The following is a 26,901-nucleotide window of genomic DNA, read 5'->3' as shown; positions in this document are numbered from 1 at the left end:
TCGGCTCTACAGTGGGTGGCCGCGCACCGGTACCGGTCAGGGCGTGGTGGTCTTCAACCGCAGCACCGGCAACCCGGTTTCGCTGTGCACATCCTCGCGCTGCGGCAGGTCCTGCACGGCGTCCTTCACGGCATTCAATGCCGGGTCGACACCACGCAACGGGTGCCACATGCCGATCCATTCGAAGTGGCGCTCGTAGCGCAGGGTCTGCGCGCTGCCCAGCCACAGCGGCGTGCTGCCCGGCTGCAGCTGCGCGGGCGCCGGCCACAGGCGCATCACATAGCGCTCATCCGGCTGCGCGCCCTGGCGCACCATCAGCAGTGCTTCCACGCGGGTGTCCAGCGTGGCCGGCAGCACCGGCAGTTCGTCGGCGCCGGTGTTCTTGTCCAGCATCAGCAGCGCCTGTTGCCAGCCCGCCTGTTCCTGCCGCTTCCAGCCGCGTGCTTCCAGCTGCGCCTGCAGCGGTGCCAGCGGCCCGGCCACCTGCACGTCCAGCGGCCAGCGCTGGTCGTCGTCGAACTCATTGCGGCGCGCCGGCAGCGTCACCCAGTCGTGCTGCCACCAGGCCTGCATGTCCATCGCCTGTGGTGCCGGCAGGGTCGGTTCGAAGCGTTCCAGCTTCACCGGGATGTTGCGCGGCGCATAGCACATGGCCGCCACGGCGAAGACGCAATAGAACAGCCAGGCCACCGGTTTCACCCAGAACGAACGGTTGAAGCGGCGGCGGTAGGCGATGCCCAGCACCAGCAGCCAGAACGTGCCGAACAGCATGCCGCCGATCACGTCGCTCAGCCAATGCGCACCCAGGTACAGGCGCGAGAAGCCGATCAGGCTGACCACGATGCCCGACACCAGGTAGGGCCAGACGCGGGTGCGGCCGGGCATCTCGCGGGCGATCAGCACCGCGAAGAAGCCGAAGGTGATGGTGGCCATGGTCACCGACACCGAAGGGAAGCCGAAGCCACTGCTGGCGTCGACCGGGCGCACCACATCCACGGTGGCACCCAGCAGCATGGTCAGCGCCAGGCCGAAGGCGAGGGCAGCCAGCCAATGTGCGGCCGCCATCCAGCGCCGGCGCCAGATCAGGTAGCCCATCGCTGCAGCGGTGGCCGGCAGCAGTACCTGCCAGGCGCCCAGCGACGCCAGCGCGGCCATCGGGTAATCGGCCAGCGGGTTGCGCAGCGCCAGCATGGCCTGGTGCACCAGCAGGTCGATCGCCAGCGGCTCGCCGTGCGCGACCACCACGGTCAGCAACGCGAACCAGCCCCAGCCCAGTACCAGCAGCATCAACGCCAGCATTGCCAGCGGCACCGATTCACGGCGCTTGGGATCAAGCACGCCGACGGTATAGCGGCCCAGCGTCGGGTGGCGGTTGGACCAGTCCAGCAGGCGTGCCAGCCAGTTGTCCATGCGCGCGGCCGACCAGCGGTAGCCGTACAGCACGATGGCCCAGACCAGGCCAAGGATCACCGCCAGCAGGCCGACCACCACTACCAGTCGCCCGGCCACGGCGGCCACCGCGTCATACGCCTCACCGAGGATCCAGCCCGGGGCCAGGAACAGTACGGCCCAGGAGATGCTGGCGATGCCGCTGGCCTGCACGTAGCGGCTGGCCGGCATCTTCATCATGCCGGCGATGGCCGGCACGAATGGGCGGATCGCGCCGACGTAGCGTGCGATCAGGATGCTTTTGAAGGCGTTGCGGCGGAACAGGTTCTCGCCGCGGTCGAGCAGCTGCGGGTAGCGGCTGAACGGCCACACGCCACGCAGCCGGTCGCCCCAGCGGCGGCCGATCCAGTAACTGATGCCGTCACCGGCGAACGCGCCCAGGGCTGCCGCCGCCACCGCGTACGGCCCGGAGATCTGGCCCAGGCCGATGAACACGCCCACCGCGAACAGCAACGGAAGCGCCGGCACGATCGCGCCGAGAATGATGACCGCATCGCAGAAGGCGATCAGAAAAATGACCGCACCCGCCAACACGGGATGAGCGGCAATCCACGCGAGGGTGGCGTCGATCCATGAAGAGTCCATTGCCCGATTATAGGGGCGTGAAGGTGACTGGTTCCCAGCCGCTTCGTGACCGTTTGCAACCAGTGCCATCGCCTAGAATGGGCCCATGCCGCATACGCCTGACGCTCAACCGCATGCTTTGAAGGCCGACAGCTTCGGCCGGATCCTCCTTGTGAAAGGGCCTGATGGCCCCTTCGTGCGCCGTGATCTGGGCGCCACGCCGCTGTGGTTGCGGCTGCCTGCGTGGTGGCTGGCCCGCCGTGAAGCCCGCGCGCTGAAGCACATTCACGGCATGGCCGACGTACCGCAGCTGCTGGCCTGGAATGGCCATCACCTGGATCGCAGCTTCATGGCCGGCGACGCCATGTACCAGCGTCCGCCGCGCGGCGACCTGGCCTGGTTCCGCGCCGCGCGCCGGTTGCTGCAGCAGCTGCATCGCAAAGGCGTGGCCCACAACGATCTCGCCAAGGAAGCCAACTGGCTGGTCACTGAAGATGGACGGCCGGCGCTGATCGACTTCCAGCTGGCGGTGATCGGCAACCCGCGCTCGCGCTGGATGCGGCTGCTGGCGCGCGAGGACCTGCGCCACCTGCTCAAGCACAAGCGCATGTATTGCCGTGAATCGCTCACCCCGGTGGAGAAGCGCGTGCTCAAGCGCACCTCGTGGGTGCGCGAACTGTGGTTTGCTACCGGCAAGCCGGTCTACCGCTTCGTCACGCGCCGCATCCTGCATTGGGAAGACAACGAAGGGCAGGGGCCCAAGCCGTGAGGGCTTCGCGGGTAGTGACCGGCCCGCCGAGCGCGGGCAATGTGTTGCGTGCGCAGTTGCCTGGTGCCGACTTCGTGCACGCCTGTCAGGCCACCACCCGGCGCGACGGGCGTACCGCACTGCAGGCCTACCGCGACATGGCGGCGACCATTCCCGGCTGGTTCGATGGGCTGATGGCGCTGCGCAACCACGGCATGCGCCTGCTCGGCATGAAGCATCTGGGCTCGTTGCGGGCGGTGCAGGTTGTCGAAGATCCTCAACCCGGCCAGCGGCTGGGCATCTTCACCCTGCAGTCGATGGATGACGATGCCATCGTGCTGGAGGACAACGACCGCCACTTGCGTGTGCAGCTGGCCCTGCAGTGGCAGGGCGACGTGCTGGAAGTGGCGACCGTGGTGCATACGCACAACGCGTTCGGGCGCGTGTACATGCTGCCGGTTGCGCCGGTGCACCGGTTGATCGTGCCGCATCTGCTGAAGAAGCAGGTGCAGGCGTACCGGTGACGCGACACTGCGTCCGCCGGGCGTGGCCCGGCGCTGCCTGGATGGCACGTTTCGCATCGGTAGCGCCGGGCCATGCCCGGCGACACGCGGCGTTTCCGGGTTACGGCGTTGCCGGCACCACCTGCTGGCCGATGAAGTTGCGCTTGGCGTCGAAGTCATAGGCGATCTGCAACTGTCCCACATCCGGGCAGGCGTGGCAGTCGCGCAGCGGCGTGCGGTACAGCAAACGGATGCCACCGTTCTCCAGCGGCGAGGCGCCGGCCGACTGCGCCGGTGCGAACGGCGTGGCTTGCGGGTTGGCCTTCAGCAGTTCCTGCACAGTGGGGTCGGCACGCAGGGTGTCGTCCAACTGCACGGCATCCACATCGATGCGCTTGCCGCTGGCATCAACCAGACGGGTACCTTCATTGGTGTTGGCGCGGAACGGATACTCGACCGTGGCAATGCCCAGTCCTTCGTTCTCGTGCCAGGCGGTCACATAGGCCAACTCACCGCCGGTGGACAACTGCTCGGCGGCGGTGATGGCCTCGGCACTGGCGCCACCGGCGCGCATCGCGTCGCGAAGGCAATCCCGGGTGGCCGCATTCTCGCCCTGGCGGCAGGCGTTGAGGTCGCCATCCCAGACCACCGCCTCGCTCCAGCGCATCTTGCCGTCGGCGGCGGCCTTCTCCGCACTCGGCGCGTCACCGGCGGGCGGCTCCTTTCCGGGTTCCGGCGAACGGCCCTGGCAGGCGGTCAGCAGGGCAAGCCCCAGGGCAGGCAGCAACAGGCGGGAACGGCGCATGGCGTGGACCTCGTGCGTTGTCTGGAGGCCCGAGTATCGTCAAGGGCGGGTGAACTCCGCGTCGGCGCGGCATACTAGCGGCTCATTGCATACGCTGGAGTGTGGAACGTGGGCAGTCTGCAGGGCAAAACGCTTTTCATCACCGGTGCCTCGCGTGGCATCGGCCTGGCCATCGCACTGCGCGCTGCGCGCGACGGCGCCAATGTGGCCATTGCGGCCAAGTCGTCGGTGCCGAATCCGAAGCTGCCGGGCACCATCCACACCGCCGCCGAAGCGGTGACGGCTGCAGGCGGGCAGGGCCTGGCGCTGAAGTGCGACATCCGCGAGGAAGAGCAGGTGCAGGCGGCGGTGGCGGCCACGGTCGACACCTTCGGTGGCATCGACATCCTGATCAACAACGCCAGCGCGATCTGGCTGCGCGGCACGCTGGATACGCCGATGAAGCGTTTCGACCTGATGCAGCAGGTCAATTCGCGCGGCAGCTTCCTGTGCGCGCAGGCCTGCCTGCCGTACCTGCTGCAGGCGCCGAACCCGCACATCCTGACCCTGGCACCGCCGCCGAGCCTGGAGCCGAAGTGGTGGGGCGCACATACCGGCTACACGCTGGCGAAGATGGGCATGAGCTTCGTCACCCTGGGCCTGGCCGCGGAATTCGGCCCGCAGGGCGTGGCGGTGAATGCGCTGTGGCCGCGCACCGTCATCGCCACCGATGCGATCAACATGATTCCGGGCGTGGATGCGGCTGGCTGCCGCACGCCACAGATCATGGCCGATGCCGCACACGCGGTGCTGGTGCGCGAAGCGGCCGGCTTCCACGGCCGGTTCCTGATCGACGATGAAGTGCTGGCGCAGGCCGGTATTACCGATCTTTCGGGCTATGCGGTGGATCCGTCGCGCGCGCTGTTGCCGGATCTGTTCCTGGAATGATCGCGCATCGCGGGAAGAGGCCGAGGGCTGCGACCCTTGGCCTGCTGCGTTAGAATACGTGGCTGTAATCGTTTTCAACAGGGATGTGAACACATGTCACGCACTCTTTCCGTCGCGGCGCTGGCCGCTTCGTTGTCGTTGATCCTGACCGCCTGCGGTGGCAAGGCCCCCGCAGCTGCGGGCGGCGCCGCTGCCTCCGGCACGCCGGACGCCAGCGCGGCGCCGTCCGACACACAGCAGCAGTTGACCGCCAAGCTCAACGCCTACATCGGCTGCTTCAACGCGCTGGATTCGAAGACCCATGGCAGCATCCAGTCCTACACGCGCTGGATCAAGGACGTCGACGCTGGCCCGACCGGGCGCGAGACGCACGTGTACGGACCGTTCGAGATCAGCGATTACGACATGAAGCAGTGCGACGCTCCGGTGACCGGGGCGATCGCTGCCAAGCCGGCGCTGGCCGAACTCGATGCTGCTGCAGGCCATTACCAGCAGGCGCTGAAAGCGCTGGTGCCGGTCAGCAAGGACGCGCACGACTACTACGATCGCCAGGACTACGAAGACGACCAGTTTGCCAAGGGCAAGCAGCTGCACGCGCCCTTGATGGCCGCCTTCAAGGATTTCGTGGCTGCCAGCGAAACGTTCAATGCCGAGCTGGAGCGCCAGAACGACGCCGCCCAGCGCGAGCAGCTCAAGGCGCTGGAGCAGGCTGAGGGGCGCACGCGCGAGTACTACCGCCTGGCGATGATGCTGGAGGCCAAGGCCATCATGGATCTGATGAGCGAGGATGATTTCGATCAGGCCAAGGCCCGCGAACGCCTGGATGCCTTCAACCGCATTTCCGATGAAGCGCACGCCAAGGTTGCAGACCAGGAGCCGGGCAAGTCGGACTGGGAAGGCTTCGAACGTGGGGCCGAGAATTTCCGGCGCGAAGGCAAGGAGCGGCTGCAGCGCGTCAGCGAGAAAAAGCCTTACACCGATTTCGAACGACGCATGCTTGATTCGCCGTCGATGGCGCCGCGCGGTTCGGCCAGCAAGCTCATGCAGGAATACAACTCGCTCGTTTTCCAGAGCAACCGCCAGTGACCGGCGCGCCAGCACTCATGCGAGAGACCAGGACGACGTCCTGTCTGCGTATCGCGCCGCTGCTGCTGATCGGCGCTGTGGCGGGCCTCAGCGGCTGCGACAGATCGGCAGGGCTGGGCGTGGCCGACCCCGGGCTGGAGAAGGTGAACGCCTACATCGAGTGCTACAACGGCGTTGAACAGCCCATCCACGAGGGCTTCCAGGCCTACACCAGCTGGATGAAGGACCCCGAAGCCGGCCCGACCGGCAAGGAAGCGCAGCCGCGTTCGCCCGGAAAGGTGCTGTCGCACCGCGTCGAGTACTGCGGCCAGCCACTGACCGACGCGCTGGCGAAGACCCCGGCACTGCCGGTGGATGGCCCCGCGCGTGACTATCAGCAGGCCTTCCAGGCATTGAACACCCTGGTCGAGCGCGCCGATGGCTACTTCACCCGCGAGGACTATCGCCGTGATGGCGGCGAGGGGATGCGCAGCCAGCATGCCCCGCTGATGCAGGCCTACGCCGATTTCTTCAAGGCCAGCGAAGCGATGGATGTGGCGCTGGAAAAGAACGAGAACGATCGCCGTGCCGCGCAGCTGAAGCAGATCGAGGAAAGCGAAGGGCGCTCGCTGGCCTACTACCACCTTCGCCTGCTGGGCGACGGCAAGCGATTGGCCACGGCGTTCCAGGACGACGCACCGGACGTCGCGGCGCTGCGCGCGCAGCTGGCTGACTATCAGGCACTGGTGACGGAAATCCAGAACGGCGGTGTCGGCAAGGACGACCCGATGTGGGGCCACGTGCAGCGTTCGGCGGACAAGCTGGTCCGTACCGCGGGACGCGGCGTCGAGCGCCTGGAGCAGCACAAGCCGATCACCGCCGAAGCGCTGGCGGCAGAGCGGAAGGCGTCGGGCAGTTGGCTCACCACCGACCCGGAGGGAGCGCAGTCAACGATCCTTGCCGCATACAACGATCTGGTGACCACCAGCAACCGCATGCGATGAGCAACGGCGCACGCATCCATGCGTAACCGCCAAGGGGTAGTGCCGGCCGCTGGTCGGCATGTGCCTCAATGGTTGAACGCATCCGGCAGCTTGCCACCGCACTTGCGGCAGTGCAGTGCCTCCGGCTCATGGCCTTCCAGCCCACAGTCCGGGCAGCCACGCGCATCGCGGCGCGCGGCCTGTTCGGCTTCACGCATTGTGCTGGCCAGTTCGGCGGTGTAGATGCCGGTGGGCACGGCGATGATGCTGTAGCCGATCAGGATCAGTACCGAGGTGACGAAGCGGCCGAGCACGGTCTGCGGCACGATGTCACCGAAGCCGACCGTGGCCATGGTCACCACCGCCCAGTACATGCTGGCCGGGATATTGGTGAAGCCGTGTTCGGGACCCTCGATCACGTACATCAGCGCACCGGCGATGATGGTGATGGTGATCACCGTGAACAGGAACACCAGCACCTTGCGCCGGCTGCGCCACAGCGACGTCATCAACACGCCGCTTTCCTCGATGTAGCGGGTCAGCTTGAGGATGCGGAATACGCGCAGGATGCGCAGTGCGCGCACCACCAGCAGGCTCTGCGCGCCGGGGATGAACATCGACAGGTAGGCGGGCAGGATCGACAGCAGGTCGATGATGCCCCAGATGCTCACCGCATACCGCAGCGGGCGCTTGACCACCGCCAGCCGCAGCAGGTACTCGGCGGTGAAGATGATGGTGAAGCCCCATTCCAGGATGTACAGGCCGGTGGACCATTCGGCGTGCAGGTGCTGCACGCTGTCGATCATCACCACCAGGATGCTGGCGACGATCGCCACCACCAGGATCAGGTCGAAATTGCGCGAAGGGCGGGTGTCGTGGCGGTAGATGATGTCGAACCACCGACGGCGCCAGCCGGTCTCGGTGGCGGGGTTCAGCTGGGGGGCGGAAAACGGTCGCATGGGCGCATTGTGCCGCAGGGGTTCCGGCGCGAGAATGGGGATTCCTGAATCCTGCCGACTGCCATGACCGCCGCTACCGATCCGCTGATCTCCCTTTCGCACTATTACCTGCCGGTCTACAAGCCCCGCCAGGTGGTACTGGAGCGAGGCCAGGGCGCCCGCGTGTGGGACAGCCAGGGCCGTGAGTTCATCGACCTGGCCGCCGGCATCGCCGTGTGCGGCCTGGGCCACAACGACCCGGACCTGGTGGCCGCGCTGGTCGAACAGGCCGGCAAGCTCTGGCATACCAGCAATGTGTTCTACAGCGCGCCGCCGCTGCACCTGGCCGAGGAGCTGGTGAAGGCCAGCCGCTTCGCCGAGCGCGTGTTCCTGTGCAATTCCGGCGCCGAAGCCAATGAAGTGGCGATCAAGATGGTCCGCAAGTGGGCCTCCAGCCAGGGCCGCCCGGCCGACAAGCGGGTGATCATCACCTTCCGCGGCAGCTTCCACGGTCGCACCATGGGCGCCGTGACCGCGACTGCCCAGCCGAAGTACCAGGAAGGCTACGAGCCGCTGCCGGGTGGCTTCCGCTACATCGATTTCAACGATGAAGTGCAGCTGGAAACCGCGATGGCCGCCGGTGACGTGGCAGCGGTGATGCTGGAGCCGATCCAGGGCGAGGGCGGCGTGATGCCGGCAAAGTCCGGCTTCCTCAAGCGCGTGCGTGAGCTGTGCGACCAGCACAACGCGCTGCTGGTGCTGGATGAGATCCAGGCCGGCATGGGCCGCACCGGCACGCTGTTCGCGCACTGGCAGGACGACGTGGTGCCGGACATGGTCACCCTGGCCAAGGCGCTGGGTGGCGGCTTCCCGATCGGTGCGATGCTGGCCGGCCCGAAGGTGGCCGAAACCATGCAGTTCGGTGCACACGGCACCACCTTCGGTGGCAACCCGTTGGCCGCTGCGGTCGCACGCGTTGCGCTGCGCAAGCTGGCCTCGGCGGAGATCGCCGCCAATGTCAGCCGCCAGTCGAAGGCGCTGCGCGATGGCTTTGCGCGCATCAACGAAGAATTCGGCGTGTTCAGCGACGTGCGTGGCCGTGGCCTGATGCTGGGCGCGGTGCTGAGCAAGGACTTTGCCGGCCAGGCCGGTGCGATCCTCGACCACGCCGCCGAGCAGGGCCTGCTGACCCTGCAGGCCGGCCCGGACGTGCTGCGCTTCGTGCCGTCGCTGAACATCACCGACGAAGAAGTGGCCGAAGGCCTGAAGCGCCTGCGCGCAGCGATTGCTGCGTTCATTGCCGCGCGCTGACGCCGGCAGAGGCATCTGTAGAGCCGAGCCTACGCTCGGCTCATCGCGATGTCAGGCAACAGGAGCCGAGCATGGGCTCGGCTCTACAGCGGGTCACGCGATCCGATAGCGCTTCAACACCTTGCCCAATCCCCGGCCATCGCGCACGGTTTCCGCGTGCAGGCTGGCAGCGCGTGCGCCGCGCACATTGGCGAACAGGTCATCGACGAACAGCGTGTGCGAAGGCGCCACGCCGAGTACCTCAAGCGTGCGCAGGAAGACTTCCGGTGCGGGTTTGCGCAGGCCGAAATCGGCGCTGCAGAACACACGCTCCCGCAGGGCCGGGAACAGTTCCGGCAGCAGGGTGGGCAAGGCCTGCCGCATCAGCGCGCCGTTGTTCGTCAGCACCGCCATCGGCAGCTGCAGGGGCTGCAGCCGCTGCAACACGGCAGCCTGCGGATGGCTGGCGGCCCGCCGTGCCGCGGTCCATGCAGCCACATCGACCGTCGTGCCCAGACGCTCCCCCAGCTGCGCCAGATAGGCCGGGCCATCCAGCGTGCCATTGTCATGCGCCGCTTCCAGTCCGCTGTCATACAGCGCGGCCTGCACGGCCTGCGCCGGAACCTGCAGCGCCTGGGCCAGGTGCAGCACGCGTTGCGCGCGCTGGTACTGCACCAGCACGCCATCCACATCCAACAGCAACAGATCGATCCGCATCGGCCGAGCATGCCATTGCAGTGAACACGCGGGAAACCCTGGAGCAGCCATGCGACAGACGGTCGCAGACGCGGCCACAGGGGCCTGCCTAGAATGGCGCTTGAATCCGCAGGAGATGCAACGATGAAGGCTTGGAGGGTGGCAGTGGGACTGGGCGCGCTGATGCTGGCGCCGTCGGCGATGGCGCGGGTGTGTGCGGTGAGCATCGACAGCACCGACCAGATGAGCTTCAGCAGCCGCGAGATCAAGGTCGCCGCCGACTGCACCGCCGTGGACCTGACCCTGCGCCACACCGGCAAGCTGGCCACTACCGCCATGGGCCACAACTGGGTGCTGACCCGCACCGCCGACTACCAGCCGGTGGCGATGGCGGGCATGCGCATGACCCTGGCCGACAGCTACCTGCCGAAGGCCGACAAGCGCGTGCTGGCTCACACCAAGGTGATCGGCGGTGGCGAGACCACGCGTGTGCGTTTCTCTACCCAGGGCCTGCAGAAGGGCGGTGACTACACCTTCTTCTGCTCGTTCCCGGGCCACTTCGCGATGATGAAGGGCAAGTTCGTCTTCGGTTGAAAAAAGGGGACGGAGGGGATTAAGTCGTTTGTGCACAAACGACTTAATCCCCTCCGTCCCCTTTTTGCGATCAGCCCTTGGCGGCCTTGAACGCCACGCGTGCAGCGGCCAGCGTTGCTTCGATCACGGCATCGTCGTGCGCGCTGGACAGGAAGCCTGCTTCGTACGCAGACGGTGCCAGGAACACGCCCTGGTCCAGCATCGCGTGGAAGAAGCGGTTGAATGCCGGGATGTCACAGGCAGTGGCCTGCGCGTAGGTCTCCACCTTCTCGCTGGTGAAGAACAGCCCGAACATCGCGCCCACGCGGGTGGTGGTCACGGCCACGCCGGCTTCGGCGGCGGCGGCTTCCAGGCCGGCACACAGGCGTGCCGTGCGCTCGGCGAGGTCGGCGTGGAAGCCCGACTGCTGAATCAGTTCCAGCATCGCCAGGCCAGCGGCCATCGCCACCGGATTGCCGCTCAGCGTACCGGCCTGGTAGATCGGGCCGGCCGGTGCGATCTGCTGCATCAGCTCGCGGCGACCGCCGTAGGCGCCCACCGGCATGCCGCCGCCGATGATCTTGCCGAAGGTGGTCAGGTCCGGGGTGATGCCGTAGTGCGCCTGCGCACCGCCCAGGGCGACGCGGAAGCCGGTCATCACTTCATCGAAGATCAGCAGCGCGCCATGCTTCGTGCACAGTTCACGCAGGTGCTGCAGATAACCGTCGCGCGGCGGAATGCAGTTGGCATTGCCGACCACCGGTTCGATGATCAGGCCGGCGATGTCGTCACCCTGCTGCTCGAACAGCGCAGTCGCGGCTTCGAAATCGTTGTAGGGCAGGGTCAGGGTCAGCTCGCTCAGGCCGGCCGGGACGCCTGGCGAGGTCGGCACGCCCAGCGTCAACATCCCACTGCCGGCCTTGACCAGGAACGAGTCGCCGTGGCCGTGGTAGCAGCCTTCGAACTTGACGATGCGGTTGCGGCCGGTGGCGCCACGCGCCAGCCGGATCGCCGACAGCGTGGCCTCGGTGCCGGAGTTGACCATGCGCACCATCTCGCACGACGGCACCAGCCGGGTGATGGTTTCGGCCATGGTCACTTCGGCCGCGCACGGCGCACCGAACGACAGCCCGTTGTCGATCGCCTTCTTCACCGCCTGGCGCACCGCCGGGTGGTTGTGGCCGACGATCATCGGGCCCCAGGAACCGACGTAGTCGATGTAGCGGTTGCCGTCGACGTCGTACAGGTAGGCGCCGTCGGCGCGTTCGACGAAGAACGGCTCGCCGCCGACCGACTTGAACGCGCGCACCGGCGAATTGACGCCGCCCGGCAGCAGCTGCTGGGCACGGGAGAACAGGGCGTGGGACTGGTCGTGGTTCATGCGGATTTCCTGGGCATTACGCGAACTGGGCGAGGTAGGCGCGCTGGGTCGCGACCGGGTCTTCGGCGGCGAACACGCTGCTGACCACGGCGACCAGATCGGCGCCGGCGTCGATGATGGGACCGACATTGTCCGGCGTCAGGCCGCCGATCGCCACCCGCGGCACGCCCAGTGCGGCGCTTTGCCGCAGCAGGTCGGTATGGGCGCGGCTGCTGGTGACCTTGGTGGTGGTCGGGAAGAACGCGCCGAAGGCCACATAGCTGGCGCCGGCGGCCACGGCCTTTTCGGCATTGGCCAGCTGGTCGTAGCAGGAGGCGCCGATGATGGCGTCCGTGCCGAGCAGGGCGCGCGCGCTGGGGATGTCGCCGTCGGTGCCGCCCAGGTGCACGCCGGCCGCGCCCACGGCCTTGGCCAGTGCCGGGTCGTCGTTGATGATCAGCGGCACGCTGTGCCCCGCGCACAGTGCCTGCAGCGCCATGGCCTGCTCCCGTCGCAGCGCGTCGCTGGCGGTCTTGTTGCGGTACTGCAGCCAGGTAGCGCCAGCGGCCAGCAACGGCGCGGTACGGGCCAGCAGGCGCGCGGTATCGGGCTCGTCCGGGGTGATCAGGTAGACGCCGCGGGGCGCCGGGGAAGCAGAAGTCATTGATGGCTACCGGTGAGTGGACCGCGATGGGACAATGGCGGCCCGTGAATCCAGCCCTGATTATCCGATGAGCGATGCCACCCCCACCACCTTGCGCACCTGGATGTGCGTGGTCTGCGGCTTCCTTTACAGCGAAGCGGAAGGCTTGCCGGAGGAGGGCATCGCGCCGGGGACGCGCTGGGAGGACATCCCCGAGACCTGGACCTGCCCCGATTGCGGGGTGACCAAGGCCGATTTCGAGATGGTCGAAGTCGATTGACCGGTGGGGCCTGCAGGCCCTTCTGTGAGTGCGGACCGTTGGGGTGGGTGTGGACCGTTGGTCCACACACCGACTCCCTCAATGCAGCCGCGGTACCGGCCCGCCCAGGTCGATCAGCTTCTCACGCAGCCACTGCGCGTCGCTGGCCTCGGGATTGCGCTTCAGGTACTGCCCCAGGTCATGGCGGGCGCCGGCCAGATACTCCAGCTGCAGATAGGCCAGGCCGCGATCCCGCAGCGCGTCGTCCTGCTCGGGGGCCAGCTTCAGCAGGCGATCGGCACTGCGTGCAGCGCGGTCCCACTCGCCGGCCTCGGCGTACACGCCATGCAGGTTACGCAGCATGCGCATCAGGATCGCGCGCGCCGGCGCCGGGTCAAGGATCTGCGCCAGCACCTGGTCGTCGGGCATCTGCCCACCCAGGTGTGATTTGGCCCGCTCGCGCAGTTCGTCCACGTCCAGCGGGCGGCCACCGTTGAACGGGTCCATCACCAGCACGCCATCGTCCACCGGCAGACGCACAAGGAAGTGGCCGGGGAAGGACACGCCATCGAGCGGAATGCCCAGTCGGCGCGCGACTTCCATCTGCACCAGCGCCAGCGAGATCGGGTTGCCCAGGCGCCGCTCGAATACCTGGTTGAGGTAGCTGTTGCGCGGGTCGTAGTACTCGTCGTGGTCGCCGCTGTAGCCCAGCTCGTCGAACAGGTGGCGGTTGATCGCCGCCATCTTCAGCGGGCTGTTGTCGATGCTGTCCACTTCCGAGCGGAGGTGGTCGACATGGCTCTGGATCAACGCGTCGTAGGTGGACGGCTGCAGATCGGGGTATTCATCGCGCGCGATCAGCAGTGCGGTCGGCAACAGTGGCAGCGCCTCGTCTTCGAGGTCGGCCAGTGCATCCCAGTCGGGGAGAGAGATCCGGTCCTGCATGACCACAGACTGGCGTCATTCGCAGGCGGTTTCAAGCGGTGCCGCGTGAAAAAGTCACGGCCTGGGTCGATGGGCTTGTCGATGGGCTTCCGGTGGGTGTGGACCTTGGTCCACACCACAGCCAGCCAGCGCGCGGCAGGTCAGTGCCGACCAAGGTCGGCACCTGCCGGTCCTCCTCAACGCAGGGCGAGGATCTACTCGATGCCCGGGCCGAAGGTCAGCTGGGTGCCGTCCTTCAGCTGCAGCTTCTCGGCCTGGCCGGCGTTGAGCTCCAGCACATAGCGTGCAGGGCCGCCGCTGGGGTAGGGCGGGCACATATCGCCGGCCGAGCACGGCGGCACGTCGCGCTGCTGGCTGACCAGCTTGCGCTGGCTGTCGAAGTACAGGATGTCCAGCGCAAGCTTGGTGTTCTTCATCCAGTACGCCTGCATTTCCTCGCGGTCGTGGATGAACAGCATGCCGTGGTCGGCGGCCATCTGGTCGCGGAACATCAACCCGCGCGCGCGGGTTTCATCGTTGGTGGCCAGCTCGACCTGGTAGCGGGCGCCATCCAGCTCGACCCAATGGCGGGCCGCATCGGTGGCGCAGCCGGCCAGGGCCAGCAGCGGGAGCATCAGCAGCGAACGCAACAGCGACATCGTCAGGATCCTTCGAAAGGGTCAGAGCACGACCGGCGGCTCGCCGCCGACGATCACCACATCGGCGCGACGGCGCGCGAACAGGCCCACGCAGACCACGCCCGGCAGCTGGTTGAGCTCGCGCTCCAGCTTTTCCGGATCGGTGATCTGCAGGTTGTGGATGTCCAGGATCTGGTTGCCGTTGTCGGTGACCACGCCTTCGCGCCAGGTCGGCTGGCCGCCGGTCATGTCGCGGATCTGGCGGGCGACCAGGCTGCGCGCCATCGGGATCACTTCCACCGGCAGCGGGAATTTGCCCAGCACCGGCACCTGCTTGCTCGGGTCGACGATGCAGATGAAGCGCTCGCTGGCCTCGGCGATGATCTTCTCGCGGGTCAGCGCGGCACCGCCGCCCTTGATCAGGCACTTGTTGGCGTCGCACTCATCGGCGCCGTCCACGTACAGCGACAGGTTGCCGCTGTGGTTCAGCTCGATCACCTCGATGCCGTGCTGCTTCAGGCGCGCGGTGCTCTGCTCGGAGCTGGACACGGCGCCCTTGATGCGGTGCTGGATGCGGGCCAGGGCATCGATGAAATAGGCCACGGTGGAACCGGTGCCGACACCGACGATCATGCCGTCTTCTACGTACTCGATGGCTTTCTCGGCGGCCAGGCGCTTGGCTTCGGACATGGGAGAACTCTCAGGCAGGGAATCAGGATTTCTTTTCCAGCGACAGCAGCAGCTTCCACTGCGCGGCCGTCACCGGGAACACCGACAGGCGGTTGCCCTTGGCAACCAGCGGGAAGCCTTCGCCGAGCGCTTCGGCGTGCAGCTTGATCTCGTCCAGCGCGATCACCTGCTTGAGCTTGCGGTCGAAGGCCACGTCCACCAGCATCCAGCGCGGGTTCTCGCGCGTGCTCTTGGGGTCGTGGTAGTCGGATTTCGGATCGAACTGGGTGTCGTCCGGGTAGGCCGTGCTGGCCACCGTGGCCAGGCCGACGATGCCCGGCACCTTGGTGTTGGAGTGGTAGAACAGGATGCCGTCGCCCACCTGCATGCCATCGCGCATGAAGTTGCGCGCCTGGTAGTTGCGCACCCCGTTCCAGGGTTCGACCTTGACCTTGGCCAGGTCATCGATGGAGAAGGCGTCCGGTTCGGACTTCATCAGCCAGTAGCGCTTGCGGGCGGTCATGCGTTCACGGGGGCAGCGGAGGGGAACAGGGTGCCGTCTTCGGTGCAGATCGCATCCACCGGCACGTCCCACGACGCCACCGGCAAGGACTCGACCTGCTGCACCGCAAACGCAGCACCGACCAGCCAGGGCGGCGCCGGCCGATCGTGGCGGAAGGCGAAGCTGCGATCATACCAGCCGCCCCCCATGCCCAGCCGCCGGCACTGCGCGTCGAAACCCACCAGCGGGGTCACTACCAGCGCCATCTGCGCTGGTTCCAGGGTGTCTTCCACCGCCACGTCCGGTTCGGGAATGCCGTAGCGGTTGCTGGTCAGCGGCTGCCCCGGCCGCCACGGTGCGAAGCGCAGCACCTCACCGGCCAGCACCGGCAGGCAGTAGGTGAGGCCTTCGGGCAGTTGCAGCTGCCAGCGGTGCAGGGCGATTTCGCCATCCAGCGCCCAGTAGCCAGCCACGGCGCCTTCGCGCGGGGCGAACGGCAGCGCCAGCAGGGCATCGGCAAGGGATTCGGCGGCGGCGATGCGCTCAGCGGCGGAAAGGTCACGGCGGCGTTGCCGCAGGTCGTGGCGCAGGGCCTGGCGCGGGTCGGTCATGGCAGCGTGCGGCAAGGATCAGCCGTCATTGTGCCGCAAAGAACAAGGGCGACGCCCGAAGACGCCGCCCTTGCTGGAATATTGCATTCTCCGCAATGTCGATGCATGCGAAACGACCTTGAACCCGGGGGCTCAAGTGGGAACGCTGGAGAACCATCGGGCTTCCCGCTACAAGGCGGACCTGCACTCCCGGCGCTGTCGCGCTCCCGGTGTCGTTCTTAAGGGACAAGGCGAATGTTTGCACATGCCGTCGAGTACCGCAGAGAACGCGTGGCCATTATAGCCAGCACGCAGGATCTGGATAGGCCGTTCGTCGGCAACAGTCCGTGCCAATTCAGATATGAGAAAAGGGGACGGAGGGGATTAAGGCGTTTCCGGCACGGAAGGGGCGAATGCGCCTTAATTCCCTCCGTCCCTTTTTTCTACGGGGTGCCGTCGATGGCGCGGTCCAGGCGCCGGTTCAGATCGGCCAGCGTCTGCTGCAAGGCCACCGCTTGGCGGGCGTTTTCGTCGCGCAGCAGCTGCAGTTCGTGGGCCAGGTTCAACGCGGCCAGCACGGCGACGCGATCGACCGCGGCCATGCGGTTGCTGCCGCGGATCTCGCGCATGCGCGCATCCAGCAGGCGCGCGGCGGCCATCAGGCTGTCGCGTTCATCGCCGCCGACGCCCACGGTGTATTCACGATCGAGGATGCGGACACTGACCGGTTCGGCGCTCATGTGTGCTGCTCCAGGGATTTGAGCCGGCTGATCATTGCTTCCACCCGCGAACGTGCCTGCTCATTCTTGGCCAGCAGCGTCGAGCGCTCGGCCACCAGCTGTTCCTGCTGGTGGCGCAGGCTGCGGTTCTCCTCGGCCAGGCGCTGGTTGCGTTCAAGCAACGCTTCCACGCGGGCGGCGAAGTCCTGCAGCTGGGCAAGGGGATCGGCGGGTTCCATGCGGGCACGATAGGCAAGCCGGGTAAGGGCGGTCAAGCGTTGTCGCAGCAAGGCTGGACGGCTGCGGAGAGGATGCCGTCGGGTTGCTACACTACGGGGTCTCACGGGCGCGCGCGTGCGCGCCCCGGGTTTCCTTTCCGAACGAGCCGCACGATGACCGAACTTCCCTCCGTCGACGACGTTACCCGCGCCAGCCAGGAACTGGGCCTGGGCGCCACCGCTGCCGAGCTGCACGGCGCGCTGTGTGGCTGGCTGGCCGCCGGCGGCGCCCCCGGCAACGACTGGCCGGCGCGCGTGCTGGCCGACGACAACCTGGCGCCGGTGGCTGCCGACAGCGTGCTGGCGCAGCTGCTGCAGGTCACCATCAAGCAGCTGGAAGACCGTGACTTCGCCTTCGAACTGCTGCTGACCGACAACGATGACGTGTCCGCGCAGGCCGATGCCATGTTCAGCTGGACCCGCTCGTTCCTGGGCGGCTTCGGCCTGGGCAGTGGTGGCAACCGGCCAGCCCTGTCCGAAGAGGGCGAGGAAGCGCTGACCGACATGGCCAGCCTGGCCCGCGCCTCCAGCGAGGATTTCGAGGCCGGCGGCGATGATGACGACGAAGCCCTGTCGGAGATCGAGGAATTCATCCGCGTGGCGGTGCTGCTGCTGCACGGTGACGTGGTGCTGGCTTCGCGCCATCGGCAGCGCCTGAACTGATGGACATCAAGCAGCGCACCGGCATCGCGGCCGGCGAATACAAGCGTCGCCGCCGCCAGCTGATGGACATGGCCGGCGAGGACGCGATCCTGGTACTGCCGGCCGCAGCCGAGAAGGTGCGCAGCCTCGATACCCATTACCCGTTCCGCCAGGATTCGGACTTCCAGTACCTGAGCGGCTTCCCGGAGCCGGAAGCGGTGCTGGTGTTGATCCCGGGCCGCCGCCACGGCGAGGCCATCCTGTTCTGCCGCGAGCGTGATGCCGAGCGCGAGGCCTGGGACGGCAGCCGCGCCGGCCAGGAAGGCGCGGTATCGCAGTACGGCATGGACGATGCCTACCCGATCGACGATCTGGACGACATCCTGCCGGGCTTGCTGGAAGGCCGTTCGCGCGTCTACTACCACTTCGGCCGCGACGCGGATTTCGACCTGAAGCTGATCGGCTGGGTCAACCGCGTGCGTTCGCAGGTGCGCCACGGCGCGCAGCCCCCGCACGAGTTCCTGGAGTTGGGCCACCTGCTGCACGAGCAGCGCCTGTTCAAGTCCGGAGCCGAAGTGGCGTTGATGCACCACGCCGCGCAGATCAGCGTGCGTGCGCATCTGGCGGCGATGAAGGCTGCCAGGGCGGGTATCCACGAGTACGAACTGCAGGCCGAACTGGAACGCGTGTTCCGTGCCAGCGACGCTGTGCCGGCCTACTGCAGCATCGTCGGTGCCGGTCGCAACGGCTGCATCCTGCATTACCGCGACAACAACGCGCGTTCGCGCGATGGCGAGCTGGTGTTGATCGACGCCGGTGCCGAATACCGCGGCTATGCCAGCGACATCACCCGCACCTTCCCGGTGAATGGCCGCTTCAGTGCCGAGCAGCGTGCGCTGCACGACCTGGTCGGCGATGCGCAGGCCGCCGCGTTGGCCCAGGCCAAGCCGGGTGTACCGTACGAGGCCGGCCACCTGGCGGCGGTACAGACCCTGACCGAAGGCCTGCTGCGGCTGGGCCTGCTGAAGGGCACGCTGGAAAAGAACCTGTCCGAAGGCCTGTACCAGCGCTTCTACCGGCACAAGACCGGGCACTGGATCGGCATGGACGTGCACGACGTGGGCGACTACCGCTTGGCGGGCGATTCGCGCCTGCTGGAGCCGGGCATGGCGTTCACCATCGAGCCGGGGCTGTACATCGGCGTGGACGACACGACGGTGGAGCCGCGCTGGCGCGGCATCGGCATCCGCACTGAAGACGATGTGCTGATCACCGATGATGGCCATCGCGTGCTGACCGAAGGCCTGGCGCGCAGCGCCGACGAGATCGAAGCGGTGATGGCGGGGTAAGGGGGGTCGGCAGGGCTTGCAGCCCTGCACCCGCAGAGGCAACAGCAACAGCAACAGCGGGCTATCCGTGGGATGGCGGGGCACTGTGGGTTTGCGGGGACGCCGTGAATCCATCCCTGGAGGCTTGGTCGCCGCATCCATGCGGCTCACACCCCGCAAACCCACAGTACCCCGCCTTCGACAGGTTCACGGGGCTGTTGGTGGGTGCCGACCGTTGGTCGGCACATCTGTCAGACATCGAATGAATCATCCACGCATGGCGTGGATCTACTGGCAATTGCGGTTGTTGGTTCGCGCGGCTGTTGGTAGGTGTCGACCTTGGTCGACACAGAGCGAGCGCAGCACGCGATCCGCTTTTGCTTTTCTTTTTTCTTTTCCGTGGTTGGACGCGGCAGGAAACTGTCAAAGGTGGGGCGGGTGGGCCATGCAGGGGCGTTGGCGCCATGGATGGCGCCATCGAGCTTACAGGGACGTACTTGCAGCGTCCCCTGCATGGCTCACCCGCCCCGCCAAGCACGGCATTTTGAATTCAGCGCCCAACCACGAGGGGCTCAGCCGTTCGCCGCCGCAAACGCCGGCCGCGTCAGGTTGTCCGCCTCGCCCTCTGTGCACAGCACTTCGTCTTCGATGCGGATGCCGCCATACGGACGGAAGAAGTCCACGCGGTCCCAGTTGATCGCATCGCCATGGCCGGCGTCCTTCACTTCATTCAACAGCATGTCGATGAAGTACAGGCCCGGTTCGATGGTCACCACCATGCCCGGTTCCAGCACGCGGGTCAGGCGCAGGTACGGATGGCCGGCCGGGCGCTCGATGCGGCCACCTTCGTCACTGGCCGCGAACCCCGCCACGTCGTGCACCTGCAGGCCGATCAGGTGGCCGATGCCGTGCGGGAAGAACGCGGCGCTGACGCCGGTCTCCAGCGCGGTCTGCGGCGACACCTTGATCACGCCGAAGTCCTTCAGCACGCCCATCAGCGAAAGATGCGCGTCCACGTGCAGCTGCTTGTAGTCAAAGCCCGGCCGCACCGCCGCGCACATCTGCTGCTGGGCAGCGTCGACGGCGGCGATCATCGCCGCGAACTCGTCGTGGCCCTGCGCGGCGTAGGTGCGGGTGATGTCGCTGGCGTAGCCGTAGGCGCTGGCACCGGCATCGATCAGGAAGCTGCGCAGCGGCTGCGGCGCCTTGCGGCCCAGCTCGGTGTAATGCAGCACGGCGGCGTGTTCGTTCAGGGCCACGATGTTGCCGTAGGGCAGTTCGTTGGCATCCTGGCCGACGGCCTGGCAATAGGCCATGTGGATGCTGAATTCGTCGGCGCCATTGCGGAACGCGGCTTCGGCGGCACGGTGGCCGCGCACGCCCAGCACCTGCGCCTGGCGCATCAGCGCGATCTCATACGGCGTCTTGCTGCCGCGGTGCCATTCCAGGTAATTCACCACCGGCGCCGGGTTGTTCGGCACGTAGTTGCCCAGCGCGCTCTGCGGCTCGCCGAGGATGGCGCAGCGCGCCGGGTCGGCCGGCAGCAGGGCCAGCGCCTCTTCGGGCTTGCGGATGATGTGGATGTCGAAGTGCTCCACCCACCAGCCGCTGGGGGCGTCCGGCACCACGTGCCAGTAGTCGAAGGGCTGGTGGAAGATCACGGCCGGGCGCTTGCCCGGGGTGAACACGATCCAGCTGTTGGGCACGCGGGTCAGCGGCAGCCAAGCCTTGAACTGCGGATTGACCGCATATGGGTAGTCGCGGTCGTCGAACACCTGGTAGTGCAGGGTGCCGCTGGGCACCACCAGGTGATCGAAGCCACCGCGGGCCAGCGCCTGTTCGGCACGTCGGCACAGCACGGCCAGGTGGTCGGAATACAGGGCGCCGGGGTCTTGCTGGATCATTGCGGTGGCTCGACACGGAAAACGGCCCTAGATTCTGCCGCATACCGCGAAAAACCGCTGTGCCGGAACCGGCACTCAGGCCGTCGAAACCGGTCCCTCGTCGCTGTCCTCGCCCACCCACTGCCGCAGCAGCTGCCGATGCTCGCGTGACAGGGTGAGGAAGCGGAAGCCGGTCCAGCTCTGCCCGGGAACGTGCGCGGGCTCGCTCCACAGCAGATGCACGCCCACATCGATGTCCTGCTGGCGGCCGTCACCCAGTGGCAGCGGGAAGCGCAGCTGGTACAGCGCATCCTCGCGCAACGGTGCGCTGGCCAGCATCAGCATGCCGGTTTCGGAGACATTGCCGAGGCGCCCGACCACGCACTCGCGCATCTGGTCGGTGACCGGCACCAGGTCCGAGACCTGGCGGCGCGGCGCGCGGCGGGTGTCCTGCGGCGGTACGGCTTTCATGCGGGGGTCTCCTGTGCGCGGCCCGTGGCCAGTGCACGCAGTGCACCGAGGCTGGCTTCCCAGGCACGGTCGACCAGCCGGCCCTTGTCTTCGGTGACCAGCTGCGCGCGCCCGGCACTGATCTGCCGTGCCAGCGTATCCAGGTCGGTATCGGTGATCTTCTGCCCGCGCGCATTGACGAACAACGCGTGGCCGGTCAGCAGGCTGTACCAGGACAGGCGCTGGCGGCGCAGCGTGCCATCGCCCGTGTCGATGTCGAACCAACTGCCGAACGGCAGCGTGGACAGCTGCTGGTAGGCCGCTTCTTCGGCGCTGCTGCGCGGTGTGGCAGGTGCGGTGCCACTGTTCGTGCCGGCGTGCTCGCCCAGGCGCGCACGTGCCTTCAGGCGTGCGCTGAGCTCGGTACGCGAGGTGCTTTCATCCTCGCCGCCGGGCGTTGCCAGCCTGCGCGCGACGGCGGCGGCTTCCTCGGCGTGGTAGCCGACCTGCAGCAGTGCGGCCTCCACGTCCGCTGCCAGCGCGGTATCGGTGCCGCCAGGGGCGTCGACGGCCTGTGCGGTGATGGCAGCGATGCGCTCGGTCTGTTGCAGGCGCTCCTGCCACTGTGGCGAATCGTCACCATGGCGCAGGCGGGTGAGGGTCAGTGCATCGGCCCAGGCCTGGCGCAGCAGGGTCTGCACGAAGCGCGGCGGCGACTGCGTGTCGCAGCACTGGTCGATCTGTGCGGTGGCCTGGCGACGGGCCAGTTCCAATCGTTCCTTGCCGCGGGCGGCTTCCACATGGCGGCGCTCGGCCAGTTCGGCACGATGGGCCGCCGCGCGCTGGTGCTGCTGCACGTCTTCGTTGGCGGCGGCAAAGGCCTCCGGCACACGCGCATCCTGCCCCAGCAGGCCCTGCACGCTCTGCGCCATGCGCTGCAGCAGCTGTGGGTCCACATCGTCATCGCCCAGCCAGTTGGCGCCGACTTCGGCGATCTGGTTGAGCAGCTCACGCGCGGGGTGTTCGTCGCGCACGAAGAAGCCCGGGTCGGCCATGGCCGCGCGTGCCAAGGGCACCTGCAGGCGCGCCAGCAGGGCGGCCGGCACCGGATCGGGACGCTGCTGCTGTTGCACCTGCTGCATCAGCATGCGCAGCAGGTCGAGGTTGTCACGGTCGTGACTGCCCAGCTGGGCCTGCGCACCATGCTCGCTGCGCAGCTGCGCGACCACGGCAGCCTGCAGGTCGGCCACTCCGGTTGCGGCACTGGACTGGGCCTGCAGGCGCGCGAGGACCGCGTCGACTGCCGCGCTGGGCACCGCGCCGCTGTCCGCCGGGGCAGGGCTGGCGTGCCGTGCCTGCTGCAGCAGTTCATGCAATGCACCGCCGGTGGACGTGGTTACGCCCGGCGTGGCGGGGCCGGTTGCGCCGCCCCCGTGGAAGGCGTCCTGTACCAGGCTGGACCAGGAGCCGGCCGGTGCCGAACCGTTCCAGCCGGTCAGGGGGGCTGCGGCGCGCTTGGCCGGCTGCGTGGTGCGGCCGCCCCCCACCGACTGGGTGATGATCCGCCGCGTGCTCGACGAGCGTGCCAGGTAGGGGGTGTAGACCAGCCCCGGCAATACGCCGGACTGGGCCAGCAGGGCATTGGCACGGTCAAGGATATCCCCCAGCCGTTCCAGCACCTGCCGTTCGAAACTGCGATACAGCGCCAGCTGTACCTCGACGCTCAGCGCGTCCTGTTCGGCAATCCGGCGCACCATTGCGCACAGTGCCTGCGGTGCCAGCGGCAGGGTGTCGGCCTCGAAGGCCGGCGCCGCCGCCAGTACGCCCAGGCGTTGGCCCAGCAGGTTCAGTGTGTTGGTTGAACGCAGGGTCTCGCGCCGCACCATCTCGGTCAGCAGCAGGTCGCGATCCACTTCATGCTCATCAACCAGCGACAGCCCGAGCATGCCCGGCAGCGCGGGCGGCGTAGCCCTGGTGCTGACACCGCTGGCCGGTTCGCGCAGCCGTGCGAGGGCATCGGCCACGGCATCGAGCATACGGTCGGCGAAGTGGCCGGCGAAGGCGTGCAGCTGTCCACGCTGGGCCATCAGCTCGGCCTGCTGCTGCGGATTACGTGCGCGGTCGGCGTCGTGCAGCAGGGTCTGCTCCAGCGCCTCCACCGTCAGGATCAGGGGCGCGGCCAGCGTCTGCCGGCACAGGCCGATCAGCGCGCCCAACAGCTCACGTACCCGCGGTGGCAGGTCGCTGGCGGCCAGTCGGTTCTTGTCGGCAGGAGTGATGGAAAAGACGGCTGACATCGGCAGGCGGTACCCGGATTCCCGCGGATCGATCTGGTGAATCTACCGTGTCGGCCGCTGTCGGCGCTACTTTAGGGTGGATGTGCCTTCCGTTCGCCAGGCATGGCCCTCTGTCACGCGAGATCAATCTTCCAGGAACAGGCTCACCACATCGTTGGTGAAGCGGCGGCCCAGCTCGGTCGGCTGCACATGGCCATCCGTCACGTCCAGCCAGCCGCGCTGCACGGCCTCGGCCAGCGGTGCGTCCAGTACGCTGCGCGGCAGGCCGGTGCGCGACTCGAAATCGCGCAGGCCGAAACCTTCGTGCAGGCGCAGCAGATTCAGCATGTACTCGAACGGCAGGCGCTCGGGCGCGATCACATCGTCACCACCGAACGAGGCCGGGGTACCCGCGCTGTCCAGGTAGGCCTGCGGATGCTTCAGCTTCCAGCGGCGCAGCACGTGTTCTTCGGCGCCTGAACTGATCTTGCCGTGCGCACCGGCACCGATGCCCAGGTAATCGCCGAAGCGCCAGTAGTTCAGGTTGTGTGCGCTCTGCCGGCCGGAGCGCGCATAGGCGCTGACTTCGTACTGGCCGAAACCGGCCTGCGCGAGCAGTGCCTGGCAGTGTTCCTGCATGTCCCAGGCGTTGTCTTCATCGGGAATGCCCTGCGGCGGCCGCGCGAAGAACACCGTGTTCGGTTCCAGGGTCAGCTGGTAGTGCGAGATGTGCGCCGGCTGCAGCGCGAACGCGCGTTCCAGATCGGCCTCGGCGCCGGCCAGGGTCTGTTCCGGCAGCGCGTACATCAGGTCGATGTTGAAGTTGTCGTAGCCCGCGTCCTGCGCCATTTTCACCGCGCGCTCGGCTTCGCCACTGTCGTGGATACGGCCCAGGCGCTTGAGCATCGCGTCGTCAAAACTCTGGATGCCGAAGCTGAGGCGGTTCACGCCGGCCGCGCGATAGCGGTCGAATCGACCGTGCTCGGCGGTGCCCGGGTTGGTCTCCAGGGTGATCTCGGCATTGGGCGCGAAACGCAGGCGCGCGCTGGCCTGCTGAAGGAAGCGGTCGATCGCTTCCGGCGGGAACAGGCTGGGCGTGCCGCCACCGAAGAACACGCTGTGCACCACCCGGCCCCAGACCAGCGGCAGGTCCTGGTCCAGGTCACGCAGCAGCGCGTCGATGTAGGCATCGAACGGCAGTTCGCCCTTGGCCTGGTGCGAATTGAAATCGCAGTACGGGCACTTGCGCACGCACCACGGCAGGTGCACGTACAACGACAGCGGTGGTGGCACCAGCCGGGGCGGGCTGTCGTGGTCAGCGGAGCAGGCTTCGCCGGGCAGGTGGTTGCAGTGGTCGTGGGCGTGCGGCATGGGCTTCTTCGGTAGTGCCGGCCGCTGGCCGGCTTCCCTGGTTCGATCGGGTGGCGTCAGTACAGCGTCGCCAGCTGTTGCTTGAGCTGCTGCAGGGCAATGGCGCGGTGGCTGATGGCGTTCTTCAGCGCTGGCTCCATTTCCGCGGCGGTCAGGCCGTGGGTGGTGTCAAGGAACACCGGGTTGTAGCCGAAACCATTCGTGCCGCGCAGCTCGCGGATGATCTGGCCCTCCCAACGGCCTTCGCAGATCAGCGGCTGCGGGTCGGTGGCGTGGCGCAGCAGCACGATCACCGCATAGAACCGGGCGCTGCGCTGGCCGTCGAGAACATCGGCCATCGCGTCCAGCAGCTTGGCGTTGTTGGCCGCCGCGTTGGTCGGGTGACCGGCATAGCGCGCGCTGTACAGGCCCGGCGCACCGCCGAGGGCGTCGACGATCAGGCCCGAATCATCGGCCAGCGCCGGCAGGCCGGTCGCTTCGCAGGCGGCGCGCGCCTTCAGCAGCGCGTTCTCGACGAAGGTCAGGCCGGTCTCTTCCACGTCACCCAGGCCGAGTTCGGCGGCCGAGGTGATCTGCAGCGGCAGGTCAGCAAGGATCTCCTGCATCTCCACCAGCTTGCCGGCGTTGTGGCTGGCCAGTACCAGTTTCTTCATTGACGGGGCTCCAGCAGGTCCCAGGTGTTGCCATACAGATCGCGGAACACCGCGACCGTTGCATAGGGTTCTTCGCGCGGCGCTTCCAGGAACTCGACGCCGGCGGCCAGCATCGCCGCGTGGTCGCGGTGGAAGTCATCGGTGTTGAGGAAGAAGGCGACCCGGCCACCGGTCTGATTGCCGATGCGGCTGCGCTGCTCCTCATTGCTGGCACGGGCCAGCAGCAGCGCGGCGGCGCTGCCGTCGGTCGGGCCGACCACCACCCAGCGCTTGTGGCCCTGGTCGATGTCCTCCAACAGTGCGAAGCCGAGCTTGCCGGTGTACCAGGCGATGGCTTCGTCGTAATCGGCCACCACCAGGGTGGTCAGGGCAAGGCGCCGGTTCATGCCGACAGCGCTGCCTGCTGCGCGGCCAGCAGCTCGCGCACGCCCTTTTCGGCCAGGCCCAGCAGCGCGTCCAGCTCGTCGCGACGGAAGGCATGGCCTTCGGCGGTGCCCTGCAGCTCGATGAAGCCGCCACCGTCGTTCATCACCACGTTCATGTCGGTGTCGCAGTCGCTGTCTTCGGCGTAGTCCAGGTCCAGCACCGGGGTGCCGCGGTAGACACCCACTGACACGGCGGCCACTGCGCCGAGGATCGGGTTGCGCTTGATGTCGCCACGCTTCATCAGCACGTTCACCGCATCGACCAGGGCCACGTAGGCACCGGTGATGGCGGCGGTGCGGGTGCCACCGTCGGCCTGCAGCACGTCGCAGTCGAGGGTGATGGTGCGTTCGCCCAGCGCGTTGCGGTCGACGCAGGCGCGCAGGCTGCGGCCGATCAGGCGCTGGATCTCCAGCGTGCGGCCGCCCTGCTTGCCACGGGCCGCTTCACGGTCACTGCGGGTGTGGGTGGCGCGCGGCAGCATGCCGTACTCGGCGGTGACCCAGCCTTCGCCCTTGCCGCGCAGGAAGCCCGGCACGCGGTTCTCGACGCTGGCGGTGCACAGCACGCGGGTTTCACCGAAGCACACCAGCACCGAACCTTCGGCGTGGCGGGTGAAGCCGCGTTGGATGACGACCGGGCGGAGCTGGTCGGGCTGGCGGCCGCTGGGGCGGGAATCGGACATGGTGCGGGTTCCGTAATGGCGAGGGAGTACGCCGCCACGCCCGCGGCCTTCACGGGGCGGGCAAGGG

General features: G+C 67.5%; 30 protein-coding genes and 1 other RNA gene. 10 read left to right on the top strand and 21 right to left on the bottom strand.

Annotated elements, in window-relative coordinates; all coding sequences use genetic code 11:
* Positions 1-36: 36 nt before the first annotated feature.
* Entirely contained in the window at positions 37-2,034 is a 1,998-nt protein-coding gene (locus ACW5IY_RS17850) for a bifunctional DedA family/phosphatase PAP2 family protein (protein ID WP_457326805.1), read from the bottom strand.
* An 85-nt stretch (positions 2,035-2,119) separates the two neighbouring features.
* Here ACW5IY_RS17850 and ACW5IY_RS17845 point away from each other — a divergent pair, with 85 nt between their 5' ends.
* Both ACW5IY_RS17845 and ACW5IY_RS17840 read left to right on the top strand, forming a co-directional pair.
* On the top strand, positions 2,120-2,782 hold the full coding sequence (locus ACW5IY_RS17845) for a serine/threonine-protein kinase (protein ID WP_049437192.1): 663 nt from the start codon (positions 2,120-2,122) through the stop codon (positions 2,780-2,782).
* Positions 2,779-3,285, top strand: a complete 507-nt coding sequence (locus tag ACW5IY_RS17840) for a DUF2867 domain-containing protein (RefSeq protein WP_049437190.1) — start codon at positions 2,779-2,781, stop codon at positions 3,283-3,285. Before ACW5IY_RS17845 ends, ACW5IY_RS17840 begins: the two co-directional genes overlap by 4 nt.
* A 100-nt stretch (positions 3,286-3,385) precedes the next feature.
* Here the strand turns inward: ACW5IY_RS17840 and ACW5IY_RS17835 are convergent, their stop codons facing one another.
* On the bottom strand, positions 3,386-4,069 hold the full coding sequence (locus ACW5IY_RS17835) for a hypothetical protein (protein WP_019338777.1): 684 nt from the start codon (positions 4,067-4,069) through the stop codon (positions 3,386-3,388).
* A gap of 108 nt (positions 4,070-4,177) precedes the next feature.
* Between ACW5IY_RS17835 and ACW5IY_RS17830 the strand changes: the two genes are divergently transcribed.
* The 3 genes from ACW5IY_RS17830 (at position 4,178) to ACW5IY_RS17820 (ending at position 7,065) form a co-directional block, all read left to right on the top strand.
* Positions 4,178-4,996, top strand: a complete 819-nt coding sequence (locus ACW5IY_RS17830; protein ID WP_010484012.1) for an SDR family oxidoreductase — start codon at positions 4,178-4,180, stop codon at positions 4,994-4,996.
* 93 nt (positions 4,997-5,089) lie between these two features.
* Positions 5,090-6,082 carry a YiiG family protein gene (locus ACW5IY_RS17825; RefSeq protein ID WP_043400271.1) on the top strand — a complete coding sequence of 331 codons (993 nt, stop codon included), beginning with the start codon at positions 5,090-5,092 and terminating at the stop codon, positions 6,080-6,082.
* A gap of 17 nt (positions 6,083-6,099) precedes the next feature.
* Entirely contained in the window at positions 6,100-7,065 is a 966-nt protein-coding gene (locus ACW5IY_RS17820; RefSeq protein ID WP_049437226.1) for a YiiG family protein, read from the top strand.
* Between the two features lie 65 nt (positions 7,066-7,130).
* On the opposite strand, the gene ACW5IY_RS17815 is transcribed toward ACW5IY_RS17820, so the two are convergent.
* Positions 7,131-8,003, bottom strand: coding sequence for an ion transporter (locus tag ACW5IY_RS17815; RefSeq protein WP_043400272.1), 873 nt, complete (start codon positions 8,001-8,003; stop codon positions 7,131-7,133).
* Positions 8,004-8,066: 63 nt separating this feature from the next.
* Here ACW5IY_RS17815 and ACW5IY_RS17810 point away from each other — a divergent pair, with 63 nt between their 5' ends.
* Positions 8,067-9,293, top strand: coding sequence for an acetylornithine transaminase (locus ACW5IY_RS17810; RefSeq protein WP_010484016.1), 1,227 nt, complete (start codon positions 8,067-8,069; stop codon positions 9,291-9,293).
* Between the two features lie 93 nt (positions 9,294-9,386).
* Here ACW5IY_RS17810 and ACW5IY_RS17805 read toward each other — a convergent pair whose 3' ends face one another.
* A complete protein-coding gene (locus tag ACW5IY_RS17805) occupies positions 9,387-9,989 on the bottom strand; it encodes an HAD-IA family hydrolase (RefSeq protein WP_049437185.1) in 603 nt (200 codons plus the stop codon).
* A gap of 123 nt (positions 9,990-10,112) precedes the next feature.
* Here ACW5IY_RS17805 and azu point away from each other — a divergent pair, with 123 nt between their 5' ends.
* A complete protein-coding gene (gene azu / locus ACW5IY_RS17800) occupies positions 10,113-10,562 on the top strand; it encodes an azurin (RefSeq protein WP_043400276.1) in 450 nt (149 codons plus the stop codon).
* A 70-nt stretch (positions 10,563-10,632) separates the two neighbouring features.
* Here the strand turns inward: azu and hemL are convergent, their stop codons facing one another.
* Together hemL and thiE are read right to left on the bottom strand one after the other, a co-directional pair.
* The gene (gene hemL, locus ACW5IY_RS17795; protein WP_049437182.1) at positions 10,633-11,922 is read right to left on the bottom strand and encodes a glutamate-1-semialdehyde 2,1-aminomutase; all 1,290 of its coding nucleotides are present in this window, start codon (positions 11,920-11,922) and stop codon (positions 10,633-10,635) included.
* 16 nt (positions 11,923-11,938) lie between these two features.
* Entirely contained in the window at positions 11,939-12,565 is a 627-nt protein-coding gene (gene thiE, locus ACW5IY_RS17790) for a thiamine phosphate synthase (protein ID WP_049437181.1), read from the bottom strand.
* A gap of 34 nt (positions 12,566-12,599) precedes the next feature.
* On the opposite strand from thiE, the gene ACW5IY_RS17785 reads away from it, so the two are divergent.
* Positions 12,600-12,824: a rubredoxin gene (locus ACW5IY_RS17785; protein ID WP_014038358.1), complete on the top strand. Its 225-nt coding sequence runs from the start codon at positions 12,600-12,602 to the stop codon at positions 12,822-12,824.
* Positions 12,825-12,902: 78 nt separating this feature from the next.
* Here ACW5IY_RS17785 and ACW5IY_RS17780 read toward each other — a convergent pair whose 3' ends face one another.
* The 8 genes from ACW5IY_RS17780 to ACW5IY_RS17745 form a co-directional block, all read right to left on the bottom strand.
* Positions 12,903-13,748 carry a SirB1 family protein gene (locus ACW5IY_RS17780; protein WP_010484022.1) on the bottom strand — a complete coding sequence of 282 codons (846 nt, stop codon included), beginning with the start codon at positions 13,746-13,748 and terminating at the stop codon, positions 12,903-12,905.
* 194 nt (positions 13,749-13,942) lie between these two features.
* On the bottom strand, positions 13,943-14,386 hold the full coding sequence (locus ACW5IY_RS17775) for a DUF192 domain-containing protein (RefSeq protein ID WP_049437177.1): 444 nt from the start codon (positions 14,384-14,386) through the stop codon (positions 13,943-13,945).
* Between the two features lie 21 nt (positions 14,387-14,407).
* Positions 14,408-15,055, bottom strand: a complete 648-nt coding sequence (gene rpiA, locus ACW5IY_RS17770; protein WP_006389802.1) for a ribose-5-phosphate isomerase RpiA — start codon at positions 15,053-15,055, stop codon at positions 14,408-14,410.
* A gap of 22 nt (positions 15,056-15,077) precedes the next feature.
* Entirely contained in the window at positions 15,078-15,557 is a 480-nt protein-coding gene (locus tag ACW5IY_RS17765; protein ID WP_012512007.1) for an EVE domain-containing protein, read from the bottom strand.
* Positions 15,554-16,147, bottom strand: a complete 594-nt coding sequence (locus ACW5IY_RS17760; protein ID WP_019338637.1) for a 5-formyltetrahydrofolate cyclo-ligase — start codon at positions 16,145-16,147, stop codon at positions 15,554-15,556. Before ACW5IY_RS17760 ends, ACW5IY_RS17765 begins: the two co-directional genes overlap by 4 nt.
* Positions 16,148-16,230: 83 nt before the next feature.
* A non-coding RNA gene (ssrS, locus tag ACW5IY_RS17755) (6S RNA) lies at positions 16,231-16,416 on the bottom strand.
* Between the two features lie 153 nt (positions 16,417-16,569).
* Positions 16,570-16,866 (bottom strand): cell division protein ZapA, encoded by a 297-nt coding sequence (locus ACW5IY_RS17750; RefSeq protein ID WP_005410899.1) that lies wholly within the window; start codon positions 16,864-16,866, stop codon positions 16,570-16,572.
* Positions 16,863-17,084: a TIGR02449 family protein gene (locus ACW5IY_RS17745; RefSeq protein WP_005410898.1), complete on the bottom strand. Its 222-nt coding sequence runs from the start codon at positions 17,082-17,084 to the stop codon at positions 16,863-16,865. The genes ACW5IY_RS17750 and ACW5IY_RS17745 overlap by 4 nt, the downstream gene beginning before the upstream one ends.
* 153 nt (positions 17,085-17,237) lie before the next feature.
* Here ACW5IY_RS17745 and ACW5IY_RS17740 point away from each other — a divergent pair, with 153 nt between their 5' ends.
* Together ACW5IY_RS17740 and ACW5IY_RS17735 are read left to right on the top strand one after the other, a co-directional pair.
* Positions 17,238-17,786 (top strand): YecA/YgfB family protein, encoded by a 549-nt coding sequence (locus ACW5IY_RS17740; protein WP_049437176.1) that lies wholly within the window; start codon positions 17,238-17,240, stop codon positions 17,784-17,786.
* 5 nt (positions 17,787-17,791) lie between these two features.
* A complete protein-coding gene (locus ACW5IY_RS17735) occupies positions 17,792-19,114 on the top strand; it encodes an aminopeptidase P N-terminal domain-containing protein (RefSeq protein WP_152906278.1) in 1,323 nt (440 codons plus the stop codon).
* A gap of 551 nt (positions 19,115-19,665) precedes the next feature.
* On the opposite strand, the gene pepQ is transcribed toward ACW5IY_RS17735, so the two are convergent.
* From pepQ to rph, 7 genes are all read right to left on the bottom strand, one after another.
* Positions 19,666-20,997, bottom strand: a complete 1,332-nt coding sequence (pepQ, locus tag ACW5IY_RS17730; protein ID WP_049437173.1) for a Xaa-Pro dipeptidase — start codon at positions 20,995-20,997, stop codon at positions 19,666-19,668.
* A gap of 75 nt (positions 20,998-21,072) precedes the next feature.
* A complete protein-coding gene (locus ACW5IY_RS17725) occupies positions 21,073-21,447 on the bottom strand; it encodes a PilZ domain-containing protein (RefSeq protein WP_049437171.1) in 375 nt (124 codons plus the stop codon).
* Positions 21,444-23,723: a DUF1631 family protein gene (locus tag ACW5IY_RS17720; protein ID WP_049437169.1), complete on the bottom strand. Its 2,280-nt coding sequence runs from the start codon at positions 23,721-23,723 to the stop codon at positions 21,444-21,446. Before ACW5IY_RS17720 ends, ACW5IY_RS17725 begins: the two co-directional genes overlap by 4 nt.
* Positions 23,724-23,846: 123 nt before the next feature.
* Positions 23,847-25,073, bottom strand: a complete 1,227-nt coding sequence (gene hemW, locus ACW5IY_RS17715; RefSeq protein WP_049437166.1) for a radical SAM family heme chaperone HemW — start codon at positions 25,071-25,073, stop codon at positions 23,847-23,849.
* A gap of 56 nt (positions 25,074-25,129) precedes the next feature.
* Positions 25,130-25,726, bottom strand: a complete 597-nt coding sequence (gene rdgB / locus ACW5IY_RS17710) for an RdgB/HAM1 family non-canonical purine NTP pyrophosphatase (protein WP_049437165.1) — start codon at positions 25,724-25,726, stop codon at positions 25,130-25,132.
* Positions 25,723-26,112, bottom strand: coding sequence for a VOC family protein (locus ACW5IY_RS17705; protein WP_019661993.1), 390 nt, complete (start codon positions 26,110-26,112; stop codon positions 25,723-25,725). The genes rdgB and ACW5IY_RS17705 overlap by 4 nt, the downstream gene beginning before the upstream one ends.
* Positions 26,109-26,834: a ribonuclease PH gene (rph, locus tag ACW5IY_RS17700; RefSeq protein ID WP_008267511.1), complete on the bottom strand. Its 726-nt coding sequence runs from the start codon at positions 26,832-26,834 to the stop codon at positions 26,109-26,111. Before rph ends, ACW5IY_RS17705 begins: the two co-directional genes overlap by 4 nt.
* Positions 26,835-26,901: the final 67 nt, after the last annotated feature.

The sequence above is a fragment of the Stenotrophomonas sp. C-A genome (assembly GCF_054030835.1).
The sequence above is the reverse complement of the archived record's forward strand: the minus strand, read 5'-3'. Positions and strand labels throughout refer to the sequence as shown.